Origin of the sequence: Ornithinibacter aureus (assembly GCF_009858245.1) — a bacterium.
GTDB lineage: Bacteria > Actinomycetota > Actinomycetes > Actinomycetales > Dermatophilaceae > Fodinibacter > Fodinibacter aureus.
The window spans coordinates 2801972-2821476 of the sequence record NZ_VMSB01000001.1 but is presented as its reverse complement, the minus strand read 5'-3'; the positions used below and the strand labels follow the sequence as shown (position 1 = coordinate 2821476).

Below are 19505 nucleotides of genomic sequence, written 5' to 3'. Positions count from 1 at the left end.
CAGGTCACAGGCTTGCTGGGGACCAGCGACATTCAGTCGTTGCTAACGCTTGCTAACACAACGGTGGGACGTAACGCTTTCAGCCGTCCCGGCGATTCTGGTGAATGCACCCCGGCTCGGAGCCGCAGGAGGGCGCACCGGAGCCCTGGCCCTGGCCTTTGGGTTCGCTTGACAGGGGCGGAGCCGTGGGGTTGTCGCACCCAGCTCATTCGCTGGGTCAGCGCATGGACTGGAACGGCTGGCCGCCGGTGGAGGCAAGGATTGTCCGGTCGTTCGCGACGAGGATCTCCAGCTGCTCTCCTTCGCCTGATGCGTGCAGTGCTTGCGCGTCGGGTGCGAGGAGTTCGGTAGCGCGCCAGGTCTGACCGGCGTCGGTGCTGGTGTGGACCTGTCCATCGGGTGTGAGACCGGCGACGGTGGTCCCGTCACCGAAGGCCACCATCAGTAGAAGGGGCGCCTGCTCGCTCCAGCGCCAGCTGAGCCCGGCATCTGTGGAGTGCGTCAGGCCCTCTGGCGTGGTCGCGAGAACCGTGGCCCCGTCGCGTGAGCCGGCCAGGGTCCGGGGTTGGGCGTCGAGGTTCCCGTCGCGCCAGGTCCGGCCGTCGGCAGTGCTGCGCAGGACGCCGTCGAATCCGACGACGGTGCTGCCTGCGGTGGTCAGTGCATGGAAGTCCGAAGCGCCTCCGCGGGACAGGACGGTCCACGTGTTCCCGCCATCGCGTGACTCGATGAGCCCGACCGGTTGCGGGAGGTCGGTCGCGGTCCCGGGGTGCCCGGAGGCGTAGTAGTGGCCGGGTCCGGCCACGGTGAACCCCATGAGGTCGATGACGGGCCCGACCCGCTTCGGCGTCGCCCCGTCATAGACGTACAGCCCGTCGTGTGCGGCGACAACCACGTTGCCGCTGCCGGGGTCACGGGCGATGGCATGGACGTGCGCTGAGGGAAGCCTCAGCTCGTCGGCGCCCGGGCTGGCTGACGGGCCCACGGGTTCTGGACTTGGCGTGCCGCCCCACGCGTCGCTGGTGGCGGCCGCGGGGGCGGGTGCCGAAGCAGGTGAGGCGGAGCACGCCGCCACGAGCCCGATGGAGATCACCGCGACGAGCAGGCTGAGTGGTCGTGACAGGGAGAGTCGCTCACGCATGGTCAGCCGAGCATCCCCTTCATGGTGGTGATCTCCTTCTCCTGGCCTTGCACGACCGCCGTCGCCAGCTTCTCCACCTCAGGGTTGGACGTGGTGGCCAGCACGTCCTGAGCCATCTCGACGGCGCCCTCGTGGTGCTCGATCATCATCGTGAGCCACATCTGGTTGAACTCGGGGCCGGAGATGCCCATCAGTGAGCTCATGTCCTCGTCGCTCATCATCCCGCCGTGATCCATCTGGCCTGCGCTCTCCGAGGCCCCCCACTGGGCGAGCCACCCCTTCATGGTCTGGATCTCGGGATCCTGCGCGGCCTTGATCTGGCCAGCCAGGGCCTTGACCTCCGGCGATGCGGTGTCGCTCGCCAGGGCCAGGTCGGCCATCTCCACGGCCTGCTCGTGGTGCGGGATCATCATCTGAGCGAACTCCACGTCCCCCGTGGCGCTGGTGGTCGCGCCCTCAGCCGTGGACGAGGAGGTGGTGCCTGCACCGGACATCGTGCTGTGGGAGTCGTCACCGGAGCCGCAGGCGCTCAGCGCAAGGATGAGGACGGCGGACGCGGCGGGGATGGCAAGTCGAGAGGTCAGACGCACGAGCGGTCTCCTGGAACTGGGGCTGGAGCAGGAAGCATGATCCTGTCCGGCGGACCGTAGAGGTCACCTGGTGGTTTCATGAAGGTTCGATGAAGGTGCGGGCCGGGTCGTTGTCGTCTGCCGTCTCTGCATCGGGGTGGGGCAGCCGGAGCCGTTTGAGCATGAGGGCGTTGACGGCGACGATGACGCTGGACCCGGACATGGACAGGGCGGCCATCTCGGGGCGCAGGACCAGACCCCAGTTGGCGAAGACCCCGGCCGCGATGGGTAGGGCGATCGCGTTGTAGCCCACCGCCCAGGACAGGTTCTGCCGCATCTTGCGCAGCGTGCCCCTGCCGATGCGCAGCGCCGTGGGTACGTCCAGGGGGTCGGAGCGCATGAGGACTACGTCAGCTGTCTCGATGGCTACGTCGGTTCCGGCGCCGATGGCGATGCCGAGGTCTGCCTGCGCCAGCGCCGGGGCGTCGTTGACGCCATCCCCGACCATGGCGACCTTGCGGCCGGCCTGCTGGAGCCGGGCCACCTCGGCGGCCTTGTCACCGGGGAGCACCTCAGCCAGGACGGTGTCGATGCCGAGCTGGGCGGCGATGCGTCGCGCGGTGGCCTCGTTGTCGCCGCTGAGCATGACGACCTGCACGCCCATCTCGTGCAGGGTCGCGACGGCGGCCGCGGAGGTGTCGCGCACGGCATCCGCCAGACCGATGACTGCGACGGCCCGGCCGTCGACGGCGACCAGGACCGCGGTGCGTCCGCTGGCGGCCAGCTTGTCGCGACGTGCGGTCATGGCCGACACGTCGATGCCCTCGTCGTCCATGAGCCTGCGGTTGCCCACGACCACCCGCCGTCCGTTCACCAGGGCGACGGCGCCGTGGCCGGGGACGTTGCGGAACTCGGTGGGGCGCTCGGGGACGACCCCTCGCTGCGCGGCATGGTCGACGATGGCTGCGGCCAGGGGGTGTTCGGACTCGTTCTCGAGGGCGGCGACCAGGGCGAGCAGCTCGGTCTCGTCGATGCCGTCGACGATGACGTCGGTGACCTCCGGCTCGCCCTTGGTCAGGGTGCCGGTCTTGTCCATGACGACGGTGTCGATGCGGGCCGAGGCCTCCAGCGCGGTGGCGTTCTTGACGAGCACGCCGCGTTGGGCGCCCAGGCCGGTGCCGACCATGATCGCGGTCGGGGTGGCCAGCCCGAGGGCGTCGGGGCAGGTGATGACCACGACGGTGATGGCGAACAGCAGAGCAGTCTCGACGCTGGCACCGGAGAGCAGCCACACCGCGAAGGTCAGCAGGCCGCCGAAGAGCGCGACCAGGACCAGCCAGAACGCGGCCCGGTCGGCCAGTCGCTGCCCGGGGGCCTTGGAGTTCTGCGCCTGCTGCACCAGGGCGACGATCTGCGCCAGCGCGGTGTCCGAGCCGACCTTGGTCGCCCGCACCCGCAGCGTCCCGGTCGTGTTGATCGAGGCGCCGATGACCGTCGAGCCCGGCGTCTTGGCGACGGGCAGGCTCTCCCCGGTCACCATCGACTCGTCCACCTCTGACGTGCCGTCCTCGACGGTGCCGTCCACCGGGACCTTCCCGCCGGGACGGATGAGGACCAGGTCGCCGACGAGGACGTCAGCGGTGAGGACCTCGACCGGCTCACCGTCGCGAACCACGGTGGCCATCGGCGGGGCCAGGTCCATGAGGGCGCGCACTGCCTCGTTCGCGCCCCCGCGGGCACGCATCTCGAACCAGTGGCCCAGCAGCACGAATGCCGTGAGCATCGCCGCGGCCTCGTAGAACACCTCGCCGCCACCGGTCAGAGTGATGCCGACGCTGTACAACCAGCCCGCAGCGACCGCGACCGCGACGAGGACCATCATGTCCAGGGTGCGGTTGCGCAGAGCCCGGTAGGCGCCGTCGAAGAAGATCCAGGCCGAGTAGAACACCACGGGCAGGCTCAGCAGCAGCGCGAACACGTCATCGCGCAGCCCGAACGGTGCCGGGGCCGTGAAGCCGAGCATGTCGCGGCCCATGGGCGACCACAGGGCGATCCCCACCGTCATCAGTGCGGCAACGACGAACCGATTGCGCATGTCGCGGACCATGTCGTCCATGGACATGCCGCCGTGGCCGCCGTGGCCGCCGTGGCCCATCATCTCGTGCGGTGAGTGCTCAGCCGCAGTCGTTGCCGTGGTGACAGCCGTGTGTCCCGCGTGGGTGGCGTCGACGTGAGCGGCCGGGTGCCTCGCCTGATCGGCGTGGTGCGCGTGTGCGCGAGCAGCCTCGGGCACTGGGTCCTCGTCCATTGGCTCGCACACGTGCATGGGGACGGAGCGGCCAGCGCAGTGGTAGCCGCACTCGCGCACCCACTCGGCCAGTTCGGCCACGGAGGTTCGGTCTGGGTCGTAGGTGACCGTGGCGCTCTGGTTGGCGGCGTTGGCCTCGACCGCTTCGACGCCTTCGCGCCGCGACAGGATGGACTCGATGGCGTGTTCACTGGTGGCCCAGTGCAGTCCGCCGACGTGCAGAACCGTGGTCTGACTCATGGTGATCTACTTCGCTTTCAACTGGTTCCCGAGGTGCTTCTCTCCCGTCCAACCTGATACCCCCTGGGGGTATTCCCGGGGAGGTGTCTCCGACCTCGTAGCGGATGGCTGCAGTGCTCGTGATGCGCCCGCCGGCTGTGTGAGTTGCCGGCTGTCCCGGGCACGCCGCCCGCAGCGCGTGACGCTGCACCAGCCGGCACGCAAGGGTGAGATTGGCGGCGCGATCATGCTCGAGCTGCGGACGCGGCCGGCAACTCAGCGGAGCCCTCGGTGAGTCGCCCTGGCACCGAGGGGTGCGCTCAGTGCCGATCTCCCCGCATCAGCATCATCATGGCGGCCATCATCGCGGTGCAGAGCACGGCGTATCCGATTGCTCCAGCGCCGGCAACGCCGGTGATGACCAAGGCGCCGACGATCACCAGCATGGGCAGGCACATGACCATCATCAGCAGGTGGTGGCGCCACGGGCGTTCGTGCTTCTCAGGGCCTGGCTGCGGTTGCGCCCCGAGGCTGCTTCCTGTGGCGGGTAGGTCGGCGTGCACGTCGCCGTGGGCAGGGTCGATGGCATGGTTGTTCATGGGGGACGTCCTTTCAGGGTTCGCGGGTTGTGATCGAGCCGCGCTACGGGCGCGTACTCCGTTCGAGCCGGCGGCGCCGGAGGCGAGTGACGGGAGCGCGGTGGGGCTCCGGCTGGATGCGCCGAATTGTCACCGCCCGCCCGGTGGGGCCGCAGCTTCAGGTGAGCTTCGCGAGCTGCCCGTGAGCGCGGGTGAGTTCTCACCGGCGGCCTCGCCACGTTGGTGTCAGCAGGTGTGGGCGGGGTCCCACATCGAGATGCCTTGGTGCATGCCCGGGTTGTGGTTCTGGTCGAAGCCCATGGACTGGGCGCAGTCGCGCACGTGCTGGCCGTACATCGCCGCATCTGCGGGTGCTGCCGATGCCGAGGAGGCCATTACCAGGCCCAGGGTGACGGATGCGGCTGTGGCGGCGAACCTCAGGGCGAAGCGGGTCATGACGGGTTCCTCATTCTCGTGATGGACGTGCGTGAAGGGTGGAAGCTGCGGCCAGCGCGGGAGCGCTGACCACGGGTGGCCCCTGACGTGGCAGGCGCACCGTGGTGGGTAGATCCCGGCCTGTCCGAGGACGTTCTTTCGATGCCCGGTTCATCCGTGAGTGGACAGGATGCTCTGTCGGGAGCGGTACTCCTCGGCGTCGATCTCGCCGCGGGCGAACCGCTCGTCCAGGATCTTCCGGGCATCCCTGTCACGAATTCCGTCGCGCGGCCCCGAGCCTCCGCTGCCGCGGAAGAGTGCCACGATCCCGAAGACGACCACGGCCCAGAAGGCCACCGTCGTCAGGGTCATCAGGAGCCAGCCGCCCCATCCCATGCCATTGCCCCACGTCATGGTGCTCACCTCTTCGTGTCGGGTCGATGGGGCCACCCTCCTCGGCCGGCCCCTGCTGCGCGGTCACGGTTCCATGAAGGTTCGCTGAAGATGTGCGCGAAGACCCCGTGTGGGCCGTGAACGGTGCGGCTCGGCTGCGACGATGACGGCATGCCCGCCACTGACCGCGACCCCAGGTCGGTGCCCGGCGACGCCGAGCCCGTCGCCCGTGTCGCCACCAGGGCGCTGGTTGTGGAGGACGAGGTCGAGATGGCCCAGGTGATCGGCAGCTACCTCGAACGTGAGGGCTTCGAGGTCCACCTCAGCCACGACGGCCTGGATGCCGTGGCAAGGGCTCGCGAGGTCGACCCCGACATCGTCGTGCTCGACCTCGGCCTGCCCAGCCAGGACGGCCTCGAGGTCTGTCGGCAGCTGCGGACCTTCTCTGACGCCTACGTCGTGATGCTCACCGCGCGCAGCGACGAGGTGGACACCCTGGTCGGCCTGTCGGTCGGCGCGGACGACTACCTCACCAAGCCGTTCAGCCCGCGCGAGCTCGTTGCCCGCCTGCGGGCGATGCTCCGCCGCCCCCGACCCATCGGCAACGCAGCACCCGACGCAGAAGGGTTCAGGGTGTTCGGACCCTTGACCATCGACCCCACCGGGCGGGATGTCTGGCTGCACGACAAGCCGATCGCCCTGACCCGCACCGAGTTCGACGTCCTGGCGGTGCTGTCCGAGCGCCCCCGACTGGCCTACACCAGGCGCCAACTCATCGACGCGGTCTGGGGGCAGACCTGGGTCGGCGACGAGCACCTCGTCGACGTCCACATCGGCCACCTGCGCCGCAAGCTCGACGACGACGCCAGTGCGTCACGGTTCATCCGCACCGTGCGAGGTGTCGGATACCGGATGGGCTCGGGCGAGTGAGCGGTCAGAGCTGGCTGGTCAGGCGGCGGAGCGCTGCGCCGCTGTCCACCCGACTGCTCGTCGCTCAGGCCTTGGTCCTGTTCGCCGGCGCGGTCACCGCGTGGGTGGTGGCCTCCGTCGTCGCACCCGGGATCTTCCACGACCACCTCGTCCAGGCCGGTGTCGGGCATTCCGGGTCAGAGGCCGCCCACGTCGAGGAGGCGTTCGGCTCTGCGCTGCTCATCTCGTTCGCGGTCGCGCTCCTGACCTCGGTCCTCATGGCCCTTCTGGTGACGGGATACTTCACCCGCCGGGTGCAGCGCTCCACAACCCAGGTGTCTCATGCCGCGGCCAGGATCGCCGAGGGCCAGTTCGGGGCACGCGTGCCCAACCCCGGTCTCGGCCCCGAGTTCGACCAGCTCGCCGACACCGTCAACGAGCTGGCCGAACGCCTCGGCGACGTCGAGCGAACCCGCCGCCGCATCCTGGCCGACCTCGCCCACGAGATGCGCAACCCGCTGGCCACGATCGAGACGCACCTGGAGGCGCTCGAGGACGGCGTGCGCGACCTCGACGAGCCAACCCTTGCGGCGCTGCACGGCGGCACCCAACGGCTGCACCGCCTGGCCGAGGACATCAGTGCCGTCTCACGCGCCGAGGAGGGCCAGCTGGACTCGCGGCCCGTCCGCACCAGCCCCCACCTGCTCCTGAGGGCGGCCGCGGCCGCCGCCCAGGACGCCTATGACACCGCTCAGGTACGGCTCACCATCGAGGCGGGCGGCACGGTCCCGGACGTGCACGTGGACCCCGAACGGATGGGGCAGGTCCTGGCCAACCTGCTCGACAACGCACTGCGGCACACCCCACCAGGTGGGTCGGTTCGCCTCTGCGCCACCCGACCGGACCAGCACTGGGTGGAGCTGGAGGTGGCCGACACCGGTGAGGGCATCACCGCCGAAGCCCTCCCCCACGTCTTCGAGCGGTTCTACCGCGCCGACCCCGCCCGCCTGCGCCAACCCGGCAACAGCGGCAGCGGCATCGGCCTGACCATCAGCCGCGCCCTGGTGGAAGCCCACGGCGGTGGCCTGTCCGCACACAGTGCCGGACCAGGGCAAGGAACCACGTTCCGCATCCGCCTGCCAGCCGTCGCCGGATGACGACCACGACGCAAGGAATACACCCCCGGGGGGTATCGTTGACAGGGGTGAGCGAAGGAGCACCATGACCGACCACGCGCCACACCCCGCCACGATCCCGGGCTACATCGACGACAAGGACAGCCACCTCACCCGGCTGCGCCGCATCGAAGGACAGGTGCGCGGGTTGCAGCGGATGGTCGAGGCCGACACGTACTGCATCGACATCCTCACCCAGGTCTCCGCGGCCACCAAGGCCCTCGAAGCCGTCGCCCTGGGCCTGCTGGATGACCACCTGCGGCACTGCATGGTCCACGCCGCGAACGACCCCGCCCACCTCGAGGAGAAGCTGAGCGAGGCCTCCTCCGCCATCGCTCGACTCGTCCGATCCTGAGCCAGAAACCCACCAGCAGCATCCCAAGGAGACACCAGATGAACACCCAGACCTTTGACGTCACCGGCATGACCTGCGGCCACTGCGTGAGCGCCGTGAGCAGCGAGATCCAGCAGATCCCCGGCGTCACCGACGTCACCGTCGACCTCGCCGCCGGAGGCACCTCAACCGTCACGGTGACCAGTGACACCCCGGTCAGCGAGACCGACGTGGCCACCGCCCTCGACGAGGCCGGCGACTACCACCTCGCCACCATCTGACAACGCAGCACAGGCCCTCGACCAGGGTCGGAAGGACAGCAATGACCACGCACGTGGACGACACTCAGCAGCACGACCGCGACGTCGAGCTCGTCATCGGGGGCATGACCTGCGCGTCCTGCGCCGCGAGGGTCGAGAAGAAGCTGAACAAGATGCCCGGCGTCACGGCCACGGTGAACTACGCGACCGAGAAGGCCAAGGTCAGCTTCGCCGCCGACGTGGACCCGGCCGACCTCGTCGCCACCGTCGAGGCCACCGGCTACACGGCAACCCTGCCTGCCCCACCCACCACGGACACCACCAGCGCCCCGGTGGATGCCGCGCAGCGCGCCAAGGACGAAGAGGCCGCCTCGTGGCGCCAGCGCCTGGTCGTCTCGACCGTCCTGAGCGTGCCGGTGCTCCTGATGTCCATGGTGCCGGCCCTGCAGTTCGACAACTGGCAGTGGCTCTCCCTGACCCTGGCCTCCCCCGTCGTCGTGTGGGGCGCCCTGCCGTTCCACCGAGCGGCCTGGGCGAACCTGCGCCACGGCGCAGCCACCATGGACACCCTCATCTCGGTCGGCGTGGGCGCTGCCTACCTCTGGTCGCTGTGGGCGCTGTTCTTCACCGACGCCGGCATGACCGGCATGCGGATGCCGTTCGACCTCTTCCCCGGCCGCTCCGGGGCCGAGGAGGCACACCTCTACCTCGAGGTCGCCGCCGCGGTCACGACGTTCATCATCGCCGGGCGCTACTTCGAGGCCAAGGCCAAGCGCACCTCCGGTGCCGCGTTGCGCGCGCTGCTCGACATGGGCGCCAAGGACGTCGCCGTCCTCCGGGACGGCCCCAACGGCCCGGTCGAGATCCGGATGCCGGTCTCGCAGCTGGCCGTCGGCGACCGCTTCGTCGTGCGACCCGGAGAGAAGGTCGCGACCGACGGCACGATCATCAGCGGCACCTCCGCCATCGACGCCGCCATGCTCACCGGCGAGTCAGTCCCCGTCGAGGTCGCCCCCGGCGACAGCGTCGTCGGTGCCACCGTCAACGCCGGAGGACGCCTGGTCGTCCAGGCCACGCGCGTCGGTTCCGACACCCAGCTCGCCCAGATGGCCCGGCTCGTCGAGGACGCCCAGAACGGCAAGGCCGACGTCCAGCGACTCGCCGACCGTGTTTCAGCCGTGTTCGTGCCCATCGTCATCGGGCTGTCGCTGACGACCCTGGCTGCGTGGCTGGTCACCGGGCACTCCGCGACCGCGGCCTTCACCGCGGCCGTCGCCGTCCTGATCATCGCCTGCCCCTGCGCGCTCGGGCTCGCCACTCCCACGGCGCTTCTCGTCGGCACCGGTCGCGGCGCGCAACTCGGCATCCTCATCAAGGGCCCACAGATCCTGGAGTCCACCCGCCGCGTCGACACCATCGTGCTCGACAAGACCGGCACCGTGACCACCGGCCACATGGGCGTCAGCAAGGTCCACCCAGCCGCGGGCGAATCCATCGCCGCGGTGCTCACCATCGCCGGTGCCCTCGAGGACGCCTCGGAGCACCCCATCGGTCGCGCCATCGCCAAGCACGCCAGCGAGAGCGGCATCGACCTGGCCACCGCCCATGACTTCACCGGGCACGGTGGCAACGGCGTCTCCGGCGTCGTGGACGGCCACGCCGCCCAGGCCGGTCGCCGCTCCTGGCTCGCCGACCAGTGGTCGCTGACCGCCCCCGAGGACCTGGTGCCGCTGGCCGAGGCCGCCGAGACCGAAGGCCGAACCCCGGTCTGGATCGCCTGGGACGGCGCCATCCGGGCGGTCGTCGTCGTGTCCGACACCGTCAAGGACAGCTCACGCCCCGCCATCGCGGAACTGCGGCGCCTCGGGCTGCGCCCGGTGCTCCTCACCGGCGACAACGAACGCGCCGCCCGCGAGGTCGCCCGCCAGGTCGGCATCGACCCGCAAGACGTCATCGCCGAGGTTCTCCCGGCGGACAAGGTCGACGTCGTCAAGCGCCTGCAGTCCGAAGGAGCGGTCGTGGCCATGGTCGGTGACGGCGTCAACGACGCCGCAGCCCTCGCGCAGGCCGACCTCGGACTGGCCATGGGCACCGGCACCGACGTCGCCATAGAGGCCTCCGACCTCACCCTGGTCAGCGGGGACCTGCGAGCCGCCCCAGACGCCATCCGGCTTGCCCGGGCCACTTTGGGCACCATCAAGGGCAACCTGTTCTGGGCGTTCGCCTACAACGTCGCCGCGCTCCCCCTGGCCGCGCTCGGGTTGCTCAACCCCCTGATCGCCGGCGCTGCCATGGCGTTCAGCTCGGTGTTCGTCGTCAGCAACAGCCTGCGCCTGCGTCGGTTCGACCCCTCCCGCTGAGCGTGCCCGTCGTGCCGGGATGGATCGTTGAGGCCCCGGCAGAGCGGCATCGTCAGCACATTTTGACCTACCCCCCACGGTGACCATCGGGTCGCTTCGCAAATGTTCGACGCCCCCAGGGAACCGTCGAGGAAGCGCCCTCGTTCACGCTACTTGGCCCGCAGCACGAGTCCGTCCGGCCAGCAGAGGCCGAGCCGTGGGGATGTCGCACCCAGCCCGAGCCGCGGCAACATCGGTGCGTGCGCTCACAGCCACACCTGGAAGTTGTTGACGAGCTCGATCTGGAGCCACCGGTTGATGTCCTCCCATACGCCGGTGAGCAACAGCACACCCACGAGCACAAGCATCACCCCACCGACGACCTGGATGCTGCGCTGGTGGTGTCGCAGCCAGCCCGATGCCCGTCCGGCCCGGTCCAACCCAGCTGCGATGAGGATGAACGGCAGGCCCAGCCCGATGCCGTAGGCCGCGGCGAGCGTGACGCTTCGACCGACCTGGGGGTCGGAGGTGGCGCTTGACATGACGAGGACCGCGGCAAGGGTGGGGCCCGTGCACGGCGCCCAACCGAGCGCGAAGACGGCACCGAGTACCGGGGCCCCGGCCAGCCCGGCACGGGGGCGCCAGGCGATCTTCGCCTCTCGCTGGCCGCCCAAGCCCAGGAACATCAGGCCCATGACGACGACGATGACCCCACCCACGCGCATCAGGACAGTGCGGTGCTCGATAAGAGCCCGTCCGGCGGTGGTCACGAAGATGGACCCGAGAACGAAGACCCCCGTGAATCCCAGAACGAACAGCAGGGCGCCGAGCACCATCCGCCCCCGCGACCGGTCAGCCAGGCGCTCAGAGGTGAGTCCCGTGACGTAGCCGAGAAAGCCCGGAACGAGAGGGAGCACGCACGGGCTCGCAAAGGACACGAACCCCGCGAGAGCCGCGACCGCGACCGCGACCGGCAACGCACCGGACGTGATGGCGTCGCCCGCCGCGAGCACGAAGGCTGGGGTAGCCGCGGCGACGATCACGAGGCGGTGGGGCCGTGCAGGGTGGTCGCGCAGCCCGGCCCGTTGACGTCAGTGGCACCCCGGCACTCCGTGTCGAGTTGGAGGGTTGTGCGGACGGTCGGCGCCTTGTCTTGCAGCTCACGGATGAGCGCAGGTGGCTTGTCCCTGAGGCTGGAGTAGGTGGAACCAGCATTCATCATGAACGCTCCTCCGCGAGCAGGCTCCTGGCGGACGTCGGCGCGCACGAACTGCACCCGGCAGTCCGCTGCTTGCAGTCCCTCCCAACCCAATGCAGGCCAGCGTCATCGCCGACGCAGGGCGCCCGCCACGAAACCCACACGTTGAGCACGAACATGTCGTCGCGGGCGGCTGGCCTGGCTGACAGTGTGCCGTCGAGCAGCTCACCCCTCATCTCGACAGGCCCCGTGCGGTCTGCCTCGGGGGTGGACTCAACGGCTCGGTCGCCGAAGACGTCTCCCCGTTGATCCCAGGCCTTGAACCGAGCAGCAACAGAGCCGGGGTTCCAGCTGCGCGCTTCGGAGTCAAGGACCACGATCGCGGCGAGGCACCCGGCACATCGCGCGGCGGCGCGCGCGGTCATGCCTGCGCCACGGGCTCGGGATGGTGCAGGGGCGACGACACACGACGTGCCTCCACCCCGCCCCCGTCTGCATAGCCATGATGACTCAGTGGGCCAGCGGCACCCGAATAGTCCGTGGTCACGCCACCCAGCGCCGACTCCGGCGTGCCATCTGCGCCCAGATCACGTGACCGGCGAGCCCGGTGGCATACCTCGCGCAGGGACCGACGCGGCAATGCGAGGACTTCGCTTGACACGCTCGGCACTGCAACGCTCTGAAGGCGGCACGATCTGGCCCTGAGGACACGTGCTCGGGACGCAGGTCCCAGTGGCGCAGCCGCCGGAGAGATCATCCTCAGACTGTCGCCGTGCCAGCAGTCGCGAGGCGTCAACATTCCATGAAGTTTCAATGAAGACCCTGCCCTCGTGCCATGTCACTCACTGAGGCCTGGTCGATGAACGCAGTCCTGGCATTGATGGCGGTGGAGAGTCTCGGCGGCCGGCATGGGGTTGACGAAGGTGGCGGCGAGAGCGTTGGGTGCCGGTTCCAGCTCATGGCCCAGCATGCCTGTGCGGTGCCTTTGGGGTCCAGTTCGTGGACCAGGTAAAGGCTCGTGCGATCCCCCCTAGCATGACGCGCGCCCGTGATTGACATGAGTGCGACCTCAGGGATTTGACTGAAGAGTCAACAATGGTCTTGCGCGGGGCCGTCGCAAAGCGCCCAGTTCCCTCAGGGCAGCTGGGTCCACATGTCGAGCGAAAGGTCCTGGGTCTGTTACAAATGGTGCTCATGGGACGAGGGCGTACTCCTTCGCGGGCTGCGAATCATCGCATCGTCGGTACCGCCGGTGTGGCGTTGCTGTGTGCAGGCGCGTTGGCGATCACGACGGCCCAGGCCACTCCGTCGGCTGCCGACCCCAACAAGGAGAAGCTGAAAGTCGACGCGCGGGTGGAGCAACTCAAGGAGCTGCTCGATGACACCAGCCAAGACCTCAGTGCCGCCTACGTCGCGCTCGAGGCGACCAAGGGCAGACTCCCGGCCGCCCGGATCGCGTTGGCAGACGCCGTCTCCAAAGCACTGGCTGCAGATCGAGCGAACTCCGTCGCGGCTCAGGAGTTTGAGGCCGCGAAGGCGAGCGAGGACAAGGCTCAGGCCCAGCTCAGTGCCACGACGATGCAGGTCTCGGCCAGCCGAACGCGGGTCGCCCAGTTCGCTGCGCAGGTTTACCAGGAGCAGGGCTTTGGGCAGCTTGACATGGCCCTGTCGAGCACCGACCCGCAGCAGTTCGCCGACCGGCTGGCACTCGTCGACACCGTTATGGGCGTTCAAGGCGAAACGATGGAGCGGCTGGCCACCGAGCAGGCCAGCCTGACCGCCCTAGAGGACCACCTGTCCGCCCTGCGCGCGGACTCGGCGGAGAAGAAGGAGCAGGCCGAGGCCGCCCTTGCCCGCGCCGAAAGCGCCCGGGATGATGCCGCCCGGGCCAAGGCCGACCTCGACCAGCTCGCAGCGAACCAGGCCGCACAGGCCCGCGCCGTCGCGGACAAGCTCGTTGCGAACAAGGCCAGGCTCGCCACGATGCAGGCCGAGCAGGAACGCCTCAAGAAGGTACTCGCCCAACGCGCTGAGGAGGCTCGCAGGGCGGCAGCAGCTCGACGCGCTGAAGAAGCTCGCAAGGCGGCGGCAAGCCGACGCGCGGCGGGCGGCGGGAAGACGGCCACCAGTCCTGGCGGCTCTTCCGGTGGGGGCGACGAGGCCCCAGGACGCTCCGGCGGGTACCTCAGCGCCCCGAGCAGCGGTCGGATCAGCTCTGAGTTCGGTCAGCGCTTTCACCCGATCTACCAGTACTGGAAGCTGCACGCGGGTCGCGACTACGCAGCGCCGTGCGGCTCGCCAATCCGGGCTGCCGCCGATGGCACCATCATCATGGCCGGCGACGGAGGTGGATATGGCAACCGGGTCGTCATCGACCACGGCATCGTCTCGGGCGACGGCTTGGCGACCACGTACAACCACATGCAGAGCATCCGCAAGCGAAGTGGCAGCATCTCGCGCGGCGACGTCGTGGGCTACGTCGGCACCACCGGGACCTCGACCGGGTGTCATCTCCATTTCGAGGCTCTACAAGACGGAGACTTCGTGGACCCACGTCGGTGGCTGTGAGGACGTGGTCAACCATCGCTGGCTGGCCCTGCGGTGGGCGCCCCTGTTTGTCAGATGCCCGCTGAGCGGGATCACTCCGCGCGGTCGAGCCTCCCGGTCAGGCACCCATGACTCCCCGGCTGCGCAACCATGAGGCTGGGTTCATCGGGTTGTCGACCCCGGCGGCGGGGTGGATCTCGAGGTGCAGGTGCGGTCCGGTCGAGTTTCCGGTGCTTCCGACGCGGCCGACGATGTCACCGGGCATGACCGTGTCACCGGCACGCACCAGGCGGGCACTCATGTGGGCGTACCAGGAGACGGAGCCATCCCAGTACTTGATCTCGATCTTGTTGCCGAAGGTGGGGTGCAGGAAGGAGCGGACCACGGTTCCCCGGGACATGGCATAGAGCGGGGTACCGGAGGGGGCTCCAATGTCCAGGCCATCGTGGTTTCTGCCCCAGCGTGGCCCGAAGTCGGAGGTCAGTCGCCCGCCGCGCAGCGCCTCAACCCACCGCTTGCCCTCCTGCTCGGCCTTGGCGCGGGCGGCCTTCTCGGCGGCGGCCTTTCGCGCAGCGTTGCGCGCTGCACGCAGCTGGCTTTCGGCGCGTCCCTGCAGGGCTGCGCTCTGCATCGCAGAGGCCTGGCGGCGGGTGGCCAGGTCGGAGACGGTGGCCTCTTCCGCGGCTTCCTCGGAGCGGGCGACTGCCGCCTCCTGTTTCGTGAAGTCCAGGGTCAACGCCGGGGGCGACTCGGCCACGCTCGCGCCCGTGGCAGTCACTACCAGGGCTGCGGCGGCCAGCGTGGGCAGCACGAAGCTGGAGGACAGGGCGCGAGGCAGGCGCGCGCTACGGCCTGACACGCGGTGGCGTCCGGTGTGGTGGCGCCCCCGGTATGAAGTGCTCACAGGATGACGGACCTCGGGACGGGCACGGGGGCGAGAAGCATTCGAGAACCGTAGCGTGACCTGTTCGTAACCTAAAATCCGACTGTTCGCTGTGAGTTCGCTGACAAGCGGACATGGTAGAGAAGCTAGGGAGGCGAGGCCCTGTCCACTCATCGGCACCGGCGACCGAGACACCGTCCCCTGTGGGACCTGCGTCCCCGCCGGGATTGGGGGTCAGTGCTCGGGATGGGTTGGGCGCCTGAGGCACTGAGCGACAGCCGAGACGTCGTCGCCGATTCCTTCGTCGTCACCTTTGCCCAGTCCGCCCACTGCCACCACGACAGTTCCCTCCCGCTGACCGGGCGAGCACCGCACGAAGATCCGGCGGCGGCGTACGACGAGGGACACCACGAGCCCCACGAGCGCCACCATCGACGAGACGAGGGTGAGAATCTTGCCCGGGTCGGTGCGGATCGAGAAGCCGGCGAACCGCTGCACGCGCTCGAACGTGATGGACCCGCGACCGCCCGGCAGTTCGAAGCTCTGCCCGGGGCGCAGAAGGATGCGCAGCTGGTCGGCGCCGTCCTTGCCGGGGATCGGGGTCATCGTCGCGGTGTCGAGCTGGTAGACCGACTGGGGTCGCCCGTTGCTGAACAGCTCGCCCTCAAAGGCGGTGATGGCCAGCTGAGGATCCAGCGCGTCAGGAAAGACCGAGACCGGTCCTCGATCGGCGTCTATACGCCCGGTGGGGAGGAAGAACCCGGCGAAGCCGAGCTGCTTGGGCGAGGCGCCGGATACCTTGATGGCGCCCACCGAGGTGTAGGTGTTGTCCTGGGGAAGGAAGGGCGTGGCGTCCGAGTACAGCACCGTCCCGGCGGCGTCCCGCACGGTGATCACCGGCGCGTAGCCGTTGCCCAGGAGGTAGATCGTGCCGTCACCGGTCTCCAGGGGGCCGTTGACCCGGATCGCTCGTCGCTTGGGTTCCGCTTCGGCCGGGGTGAACGTCGTGGTGGCCTCGAAGTCGCGGGGGGCACCGAACTGCCCACGGCCGGTTGTCCCGCTCTCGAAGTCAGCGGTGAAGCGGTCCAGGGTGATCGTCCACGGCTGAAGGTCGTTGACGTCGACCCATGCCCCGGGCTTGAAGGTGTCGTACCGAGACAACGTGTTCGCGAACGTCTTTCCTTCGGGGAGGATGACATCGCCGCGCCACCCGAGCAGCTGGGTGGCCGACATCCCCACCAGGACGCCGATGAGGGCGATGTGGAAGGCGAGGTTGCCCGCCTCGCGCAGGTAGCCCTTCTCGGCCGACAGCGATGTCCCGTCGTGCGCGTGCACCCGGTAGCGGCGGCGGCGTAGGGCGGCCCGCAGCTGTGCGATGACGTCTTCCGTCTCACCTTCGACGTCGACCTCGACATGGGCGGCGAGCCGCTCGAGCCGACGGGGGACCCGCGGCGGCCGCGAGCTCAGCTGTCGCCACAGAATGCGGGTCCGCGGCACCACACAGCCGACGAGCGAGGTGAAGAGGAGCAGGTAGATCGCGGCGAACCACGGTGAGGAGTAGACGTCGAAGAAGCCGAGCGCATCCAGGATCGGTCCCGCGGTCGGGTTCTCGGCGATCCACTGGGCGCTCCGGGAGGCGTCGATGTTGCGTTGGGGGAACGTCGAGCCGGGCACTGCTGCCACAGAGAGCAACAGCAGGAGGAACAGGGCCGAACGCATGCTCGTCAGCTGACGCCAGGCCCACCGAACCCAGCCGACGACGCCGAGGCGCGGCTCGGCCACCTCCTCACGCTGCGTCACCGCGGCAGACCCCTCCCTCGCGACGCCCCGGGTGGGCTGTGGAGTCACTCTGCGACCGCGTCGTCGACGAGCCCGCGCAGTGTCGTGGGGTCCACGGGGCCGTTGACCCGCGACGCGATCCGGCCCTCGCGGTCCAGGACGAGCGTGGTCGGGACGGTGGGTGCCTTGCCCTGAAGATCCAGGATGAGCGTCCCGGACTCGTCACTGAGGCTGGGATAGGTCACGCCCATCTTGGTGACGAAAGCGAGCCCGCGTGCAGGGTCCTCGCGGAAGTCGATGCCCATGAACAGCACGGGGGCGCCCTCTTTCTCCAGGCCCGCCCAGACCTCTTGGAGGTGCGGGGCCTCCGCGACGCATGGCGCGCACCACGACCCCCAGACGTTGAGGACCACCACCTGCCCCCGAGCAGACTCGCTGGCCCACCTCCCGCCACCCAGGAGATCCCCCTCCAGCTCCACGGGCTCCCCTCGTTCGGTCGCTGCGATCGTCTCGACCGTGCCGTCGCCCGACACAAAGCCCTTCTGGTCGCCAGCCTTGGCCTGCGCGGCAACCGAGTTCGCCTCGCTGGAGCACGCCGATGCTCCCAGCGCGACAGCTGCGGCCGCGAGTGCGGCGACACCAGACCGCAGGCAGGTGCGACGCGAGGGCGGAGGGCCACTGGCGGACGGGCGGGTCTTCATGGGAGTCCTAGTCGACGGCACGGGAAGCAGTGCAGCGTAACACCTGAGCATTTGTTCAGATGAGAGCTGTCAGGGTCTGCGGATGCAGCCGTGCACCCAATCCCACCGCGCATGCGGGCGAGGCCGTGAAGGCCGAGCCCTGTCACTTGAGGGTGTGGTTGGGGAGCCGTGTTCCACGTACCCTTGCCGAAATGCGCGGCTCGTTCCCTGGCCGGGCGACGTCGACTGAGGAGCAATTGGTGTCCCCATCCGGTAGTGCTAACAAACAAGCCAGATCGAGTGCCCAGGAGAAGCTGTCAGACCTTCGGGGCCAGCAGGCCCGACGGGAGCGTCGGCAGCGGTTGACCATCTGGACTGCCGCGATCACGGCTGTCGTCGTGGTCGCTGGTGTGGTGGCCGCGACGGTGATCGTGGATCTCCGAAACACCCCCACGCTGGACGCGGTGGCGACGTATACGCCCGAGTCGGGGCACACGGAGGACCCTGTCACCTACGAACAGACACCCCCAGCGGGTGGTGAGCACGCCCCGGCCTGGCTGAACTGTGGCACGTACGAGGCCCCGGTCACCAACGAAAACGCGGTGCACTCGATGGAGCACGGCGCGGTCTGGGTCACATACCGTCCCGACCTGCCCGCCGCCCAGGTCGAGACGTTGCGTCAGTCGGTGCCCGACACGTACATGGTGCTATCCCCCTTCGATGGCCTTCCCGCGCCGGTCGTCGCCTCCGCGTGGGGCAAGCAGCTGACCCTGGAGGGGGCGGATGACCCCCGCCTGACGGAGTTCATCCGCGAGTTCCGGCAGAGCCCGCAGGCGCCCGAACCGGGGGCTGCCTGCACTGGGGGCATCGACGGTGGGCAGGGCTCATGAGCGAGGTGGGCGTGCGCGGACACGTTGCACACGCATCGTCCGGCGCCCCGGTCGAGACGGAGGCTGAGCCGGATGGTCATGACGGCCCGGCCGGCGAGTCGACTCCGAAGGGACCGGGTCACTGGGGAAAGCTCGAGGTGACCCTGGTGGCCACAGCGCTCGCTCTTGTGGCGCTCCTGGCCGCAGGCCTGGTGGGCGCCGGGGTGGCGAAGCAGTGGGCTAGCCCCGGCGATCACAGCCCCGAGGCAGGCTTCGCCCGGGACATGCAGACCCACCACGCTCAGGCGGTAGAGATGTCCCTGATCATCCGCGACAAGACCTCCGATCCGACGCTTCGGGCCGTCTCCTACGACATCATCACCGCCCAGCAGCAGCAGGCGGGCCAGATGTATGGCTGGCTCACCCAGTGGGGGCTGAACCAAACGAGCCCGGACGGCGCAATGTCCTGGATGGACACGACCACATCCATGAGTGACATGGAAGGTTCCGCGACGCCGGAGGACGCAGCGCTGCAGGCCGACGGGCTCATGCCCGGCATGGCCAGCGAGACCGAGATGGATCTGCTCGAGGCGGCCACTGGCCAAGAGGCGGAGCGCATGTTCCTCACCCTGATGATCAAGCACCATCAGGGCGGCATCCAGATGGCCGACGCGATCCTCGAACAGACCGACCGCGGCGAGGTTGTCGCGCTGGCGTCGGCGATCCGGAGCGCCCAGAGCACTGAGATCAAGCAGCTGACGTCGCTCCTGTGAGGAAGGGACTTCGTGAGGAACGGCTCCTCCGCCTACGTGATTCCCCCGTCAGTGCCTGAAGCGGACCGCCGCGAACGCCAGGCGTTGGCGCGACCGGAGGTACCGCGCGGGTCGTC

18 protein-coding genes are annotated in these 19505 nt (G+C 69.1%); 8 read left to right on the top strand and 10 right to left on the bottom strand.

From position 1 onward, the window contains the following. Positions 1-217 precede the first annotated feature (217 nt). From C8E84_RS13370 to C8E84_RS13345, 6 genes are all read right to left on the bottom strand, one after another. On the bottom strand, positions 218-1141 hold the full coding sequence (locus C8E84_RS13370; RefSeq protein ID WP_159902870.1) for a F510_1955 family glycosylhydrolase: 924 nt from the start codon (positions 1139-1141) through the stop codon (positions 218-220). A 2-nt stretch (positions 1142-1143) separates the two neighbouring features. Beyond that, entirely contained in the window at positions 1144-1731 is a 588-nt protein-coding gene (locus C8E84_RS13365; RefSeq protein WP_246196938.1) for a DUF305 domain-containing protein, read from the bottom strand. Between the two features lie 76 nt (positions 1732-1807). Beyond that, positions 1808-4258 (bottom strand): heavy metal translocating P-type ATPase, encoded by a 2451-nt coding sequence (locus tag C8E84_RS13360; protein WP_159902868.1) that lies wholly within the window; start codon positions 4256-4258, stop codon positions 1808-1810. Positions 4259-4557: 299 nt separating this feature from the next. Beyond that, a complete protein-coding gene (locus C8E84_RS13355; RefSeq protein WP_159902866.1) occupies positions 4558-4836 on the bottom strand; it encodes a hypothetical protein in 279 nt (92 codons plus the stop codon). A 225-nt stretch (positions 4837-5061) separates the two neighbouring features. Beyond that, positions 5062-5271 carry a hypothetical protein gene (locus tag C8E84_RS13350; RefSeq protein ID WP_159902864.1) on the bottom strand — a complete coding sequence of 70 codons (210 nt, stop codon included), beginning with the start codon at positions 5269-5271 and terminating at the stop codon, positions 5062-5064. A 150-nt stretch (positions 5272-5421) separates the two neighbouring features. Further along, positions 5422-5664, bottom strand: coding sequence for an SHOCT domain-containing protein (locus C8E84_RS13345; protein WP_159902862.1), 243 nt, complete (start codon positions 5662-5664; stop codon positions 5422-5424). 150 nt (positions 5665-5814) lie between these two features. On the opposite strand from C8E84_RS13345, the gene C8E84_RS13340 reads away from it, so the two are divergent. From C8E84_RS13340 to C8E84_RS13320, 5 genes are all read left to right on the top strand, one after another. Then, positions 5815-6573 carry a response regulator transcription factor gene (locus C8E84_RS13340; RefSeq protein ID WP_211675564.1) on the top strand — a complete coding sequence of 253 codons (759 nt, stop codon included), beginning with the start codon at positions 5815-5817 and terminating at the stop codon, positions 6571-6573. Further along, positions 6570-7709: a sensor histidine kinase gene (locus tag C8E84_RS13335; RefSeq protein WP_246196937.1), complete on the top strand. Its 1140-nt coding sequence runs from the start codon at positions 6570-6572 to the stop codon at positions 7707-7709. Before C8E84_RS13340 ends, C8E84_RS13335 begins: the two co-directional genes overlap by 4 nt. Positions 7710-7773: 64 nt before the next feature. Continuing rightward, positions 7774-8082 (top strand): metal-sensitive transcriptional regulator, encoded by a 309-nt coding sequence (locus C8E84_RS13330; protein ID WP_211675562.1) that lies wholly within the window; start codon positions 7774-7776, stop codon positions 8080-8082. Between the two features lie 38 nt (positions 8083-8120). Beyond that, on the top strand, positions 8121-8342 hold the full coding sequence (locus C8E84_RS13325) for a heavy-metal-associated domain-containing protein (RefSeq protein WP_159902860.1): 222 nt from the start codon (positions 8121-8123) through the stop codon (positions 8340-8342). 41 nt (positions 8343-8383) lie between these two features. Continuing rightward, on the top strand, positions 8384-10681 hold the full coding sequence (locus C8E84_RS13320) for a heavy metal translocating P-type ATPase (RefSeq protein ID WP_159902858.1): 2298 nt from the start codon (positions 8384-8386) through the stop codon (positions 10679-10681). Positions 10682-10926: 245 nt separating this feature from the next. On the opposite strand, the gene C8E84_RS13315 is transcribed toward C8E84_RS13320, so the two are convergent. After that, positions 10927-11673 (bottom strand): cytochrome c biogenesis CcdA family protein, encoded by a 747-nt coding sequence (locus C8E84_RS13315; protein ID WP_159902856.1) that lies wholly within the window; start codon positions 11671-11673, stop codon positions 10927-10929. A 1370-nt stretch (positions 11674-13043) separates the two neighbouring features. On the opposite strand from C8E84_RS13315, the gene C8E84_RS13310 reads away from it, so the two are divergent. Further along, on the top strand, positions 13044-14426 hold the full coding sequence (locus tag C8E84_RS13310) for a M23 family metallopeptidase (RefSeq protein ID WP_159902855.1): 1383 nt from the start codon (positions 13044-13046) through the stop codon (positions 14424-14426). 97 nt (positions 14427-14523) lie between these two features. On the opposite strand, the gene C8E84_RS13305 is transcribed toward C8E84_RS13310, so the two are convergent. From C8E84_RS13305 to C8E84_RS13295, 3 genes are all read right to left on the bottom strand, one after another. Continuing rightward, on the bottom strand, positions 14524-15264 hold the full coding sequence (locus C8E84_RS13305; protein WP_159902854.1) for a M23 family metallopeptidase: 741 nt from the start codon (positions 15262-15264) through the stop codon (positions 14524-14526). A 258-nt stretch (positions 15265-15522) separates the two neighbouring features. Next, the gene (gene resB, locus C8E84_RS13300) at positions 15523-17088 is read right to left on the bottom strand and encodes a cytochrome c biogenesis protein ResB (RefSeq protein WP_246196936.1); all 1566 of its coding nucleotides are present in this window, start codon (positions 17086-17088) and stop codon (positions 15523-15525) included. Between the two features lie 44 nt (positions 17089-17132). Next, positions 17133-17768, bottom strand: coding sequence for a TlpA family protein disulfide reductase (locus C8E84_RS13295; RefSeq protein ID WP_159902853.1), 636 nt, complete (start codon positions 17766-17768; stop codon positions 17133-17135). Positions 17769-18109: 341 nt separating this feature from the next. On the opposite strand from C8E84_RS13295, the gene C8E84_RS13290 reads away from it, so the two are divergent. Then, a complete protein-coding gene (locus tag C8E84_RS13290) occupies positions 18110-18637 on the top strand; it encodes a thioredoxin-like domain-containing protein (RefSeq protein WP_246196935.1) in 528 nt (175 codons plus the stop codon). Further along, the gene (locus C8E84_RS13285) at positions 18634-19389 is read left to right on the top strand and encodes a DUF305 domain-containing protein (protein WP_159902852.1); all 756 of its coding nucleotides are present in this window, start codon (positions 18634-18636) and stop codon (positions 19387-19389) included. The genes C8E84_RS13290 and C8E84_RS13285 overlap by 4 nt, the downstream gene beginning before the upstream one ends. Positions 19390-19505 lie beyond the last annotated feature (116 nt).

Coding starts and splice junctions, on each gene's coding strand:
- C8E84_RS13370 (WP_159902870.1), bottom strand. CDS start 1,141: ATGCGTGAGCGACTCTCCCTGTCACGACCACTCAGCCTGCTCGTCGCG.
- C8E84_RS13360 (WP_159902868.1), bottom strand. CDS start 4,258: ATGAGTCAGACCACGGTTCTGCACGTCGGCGGACTGCACTGGGCCACC.
- C8E84_RS13355 (WP_159902866.1), bottom strand. CDS start 4,836: ATGAACAACCATGCCATCGACCCTGCCCACGGCGACGTGCACGCCGAC.
- C8E84_RS13350 (WP_159902864.1), bottom strand. CDS start 5,271: ATGACCCGCTTCGCCCTGAGGTTCGCCGCCACAGCCGCATCCGTCACC.
- C8E84_RS13345 (WP_159902862.1), bottom strand. CDS start 5,664: ATGACGTGGGGCAATGGCATGGGATGGGGCGGCTGGCTCCTGATGACC.
- C8E84_RS13340 (WP_211675564.1), top strand. CDS start 5,815: ATGCCCGCCACTGACCGCGACCCCAGGTCGGTGCCCGGCGACGCCGAG.
- C8E84_RS13330 (WP_211675562.1), top strand. CDS start 7,774: ATGACCGACCACGCGCCACACCCCGCCACGATCCCGGGCTACATCGAC.
- C8E84_RS13325 (WP_159902860.1), top strand. CDS start 8,121: ATGAACACCCAGACCTTTGACGTCACCGGCATGACCTGCGGCCACTGC.
- C8E84_RS13320 (WP_159902858.1), top strand. CDS start 8,384: ATGACCACGCACGTGGACGACACTCAGCAGCACGACCGCGACGTCGAG.
- C8E84_RS13310 (WP_159902855.1), top strand. CDS start 13,044: ATGGTGCTCATGGGACGAGGGCGTACTCCTTCGCGGGCTGCGAATCAT.
- C8E84_RS13295 (WP_159902853.1), bottom strand. CDS start 17,768: ATGAAGACCCGCCCGTCCGCCAGTGGCCCTCCGCCCTCGCGTCGCACC.
- C8E84_RS13285 (WP_159902852.1), top strand. CDS start 18,634: ATGAGCGAGGTGGGCGTGCGCGGACACGTTGCACACGCATCGTCCGGC.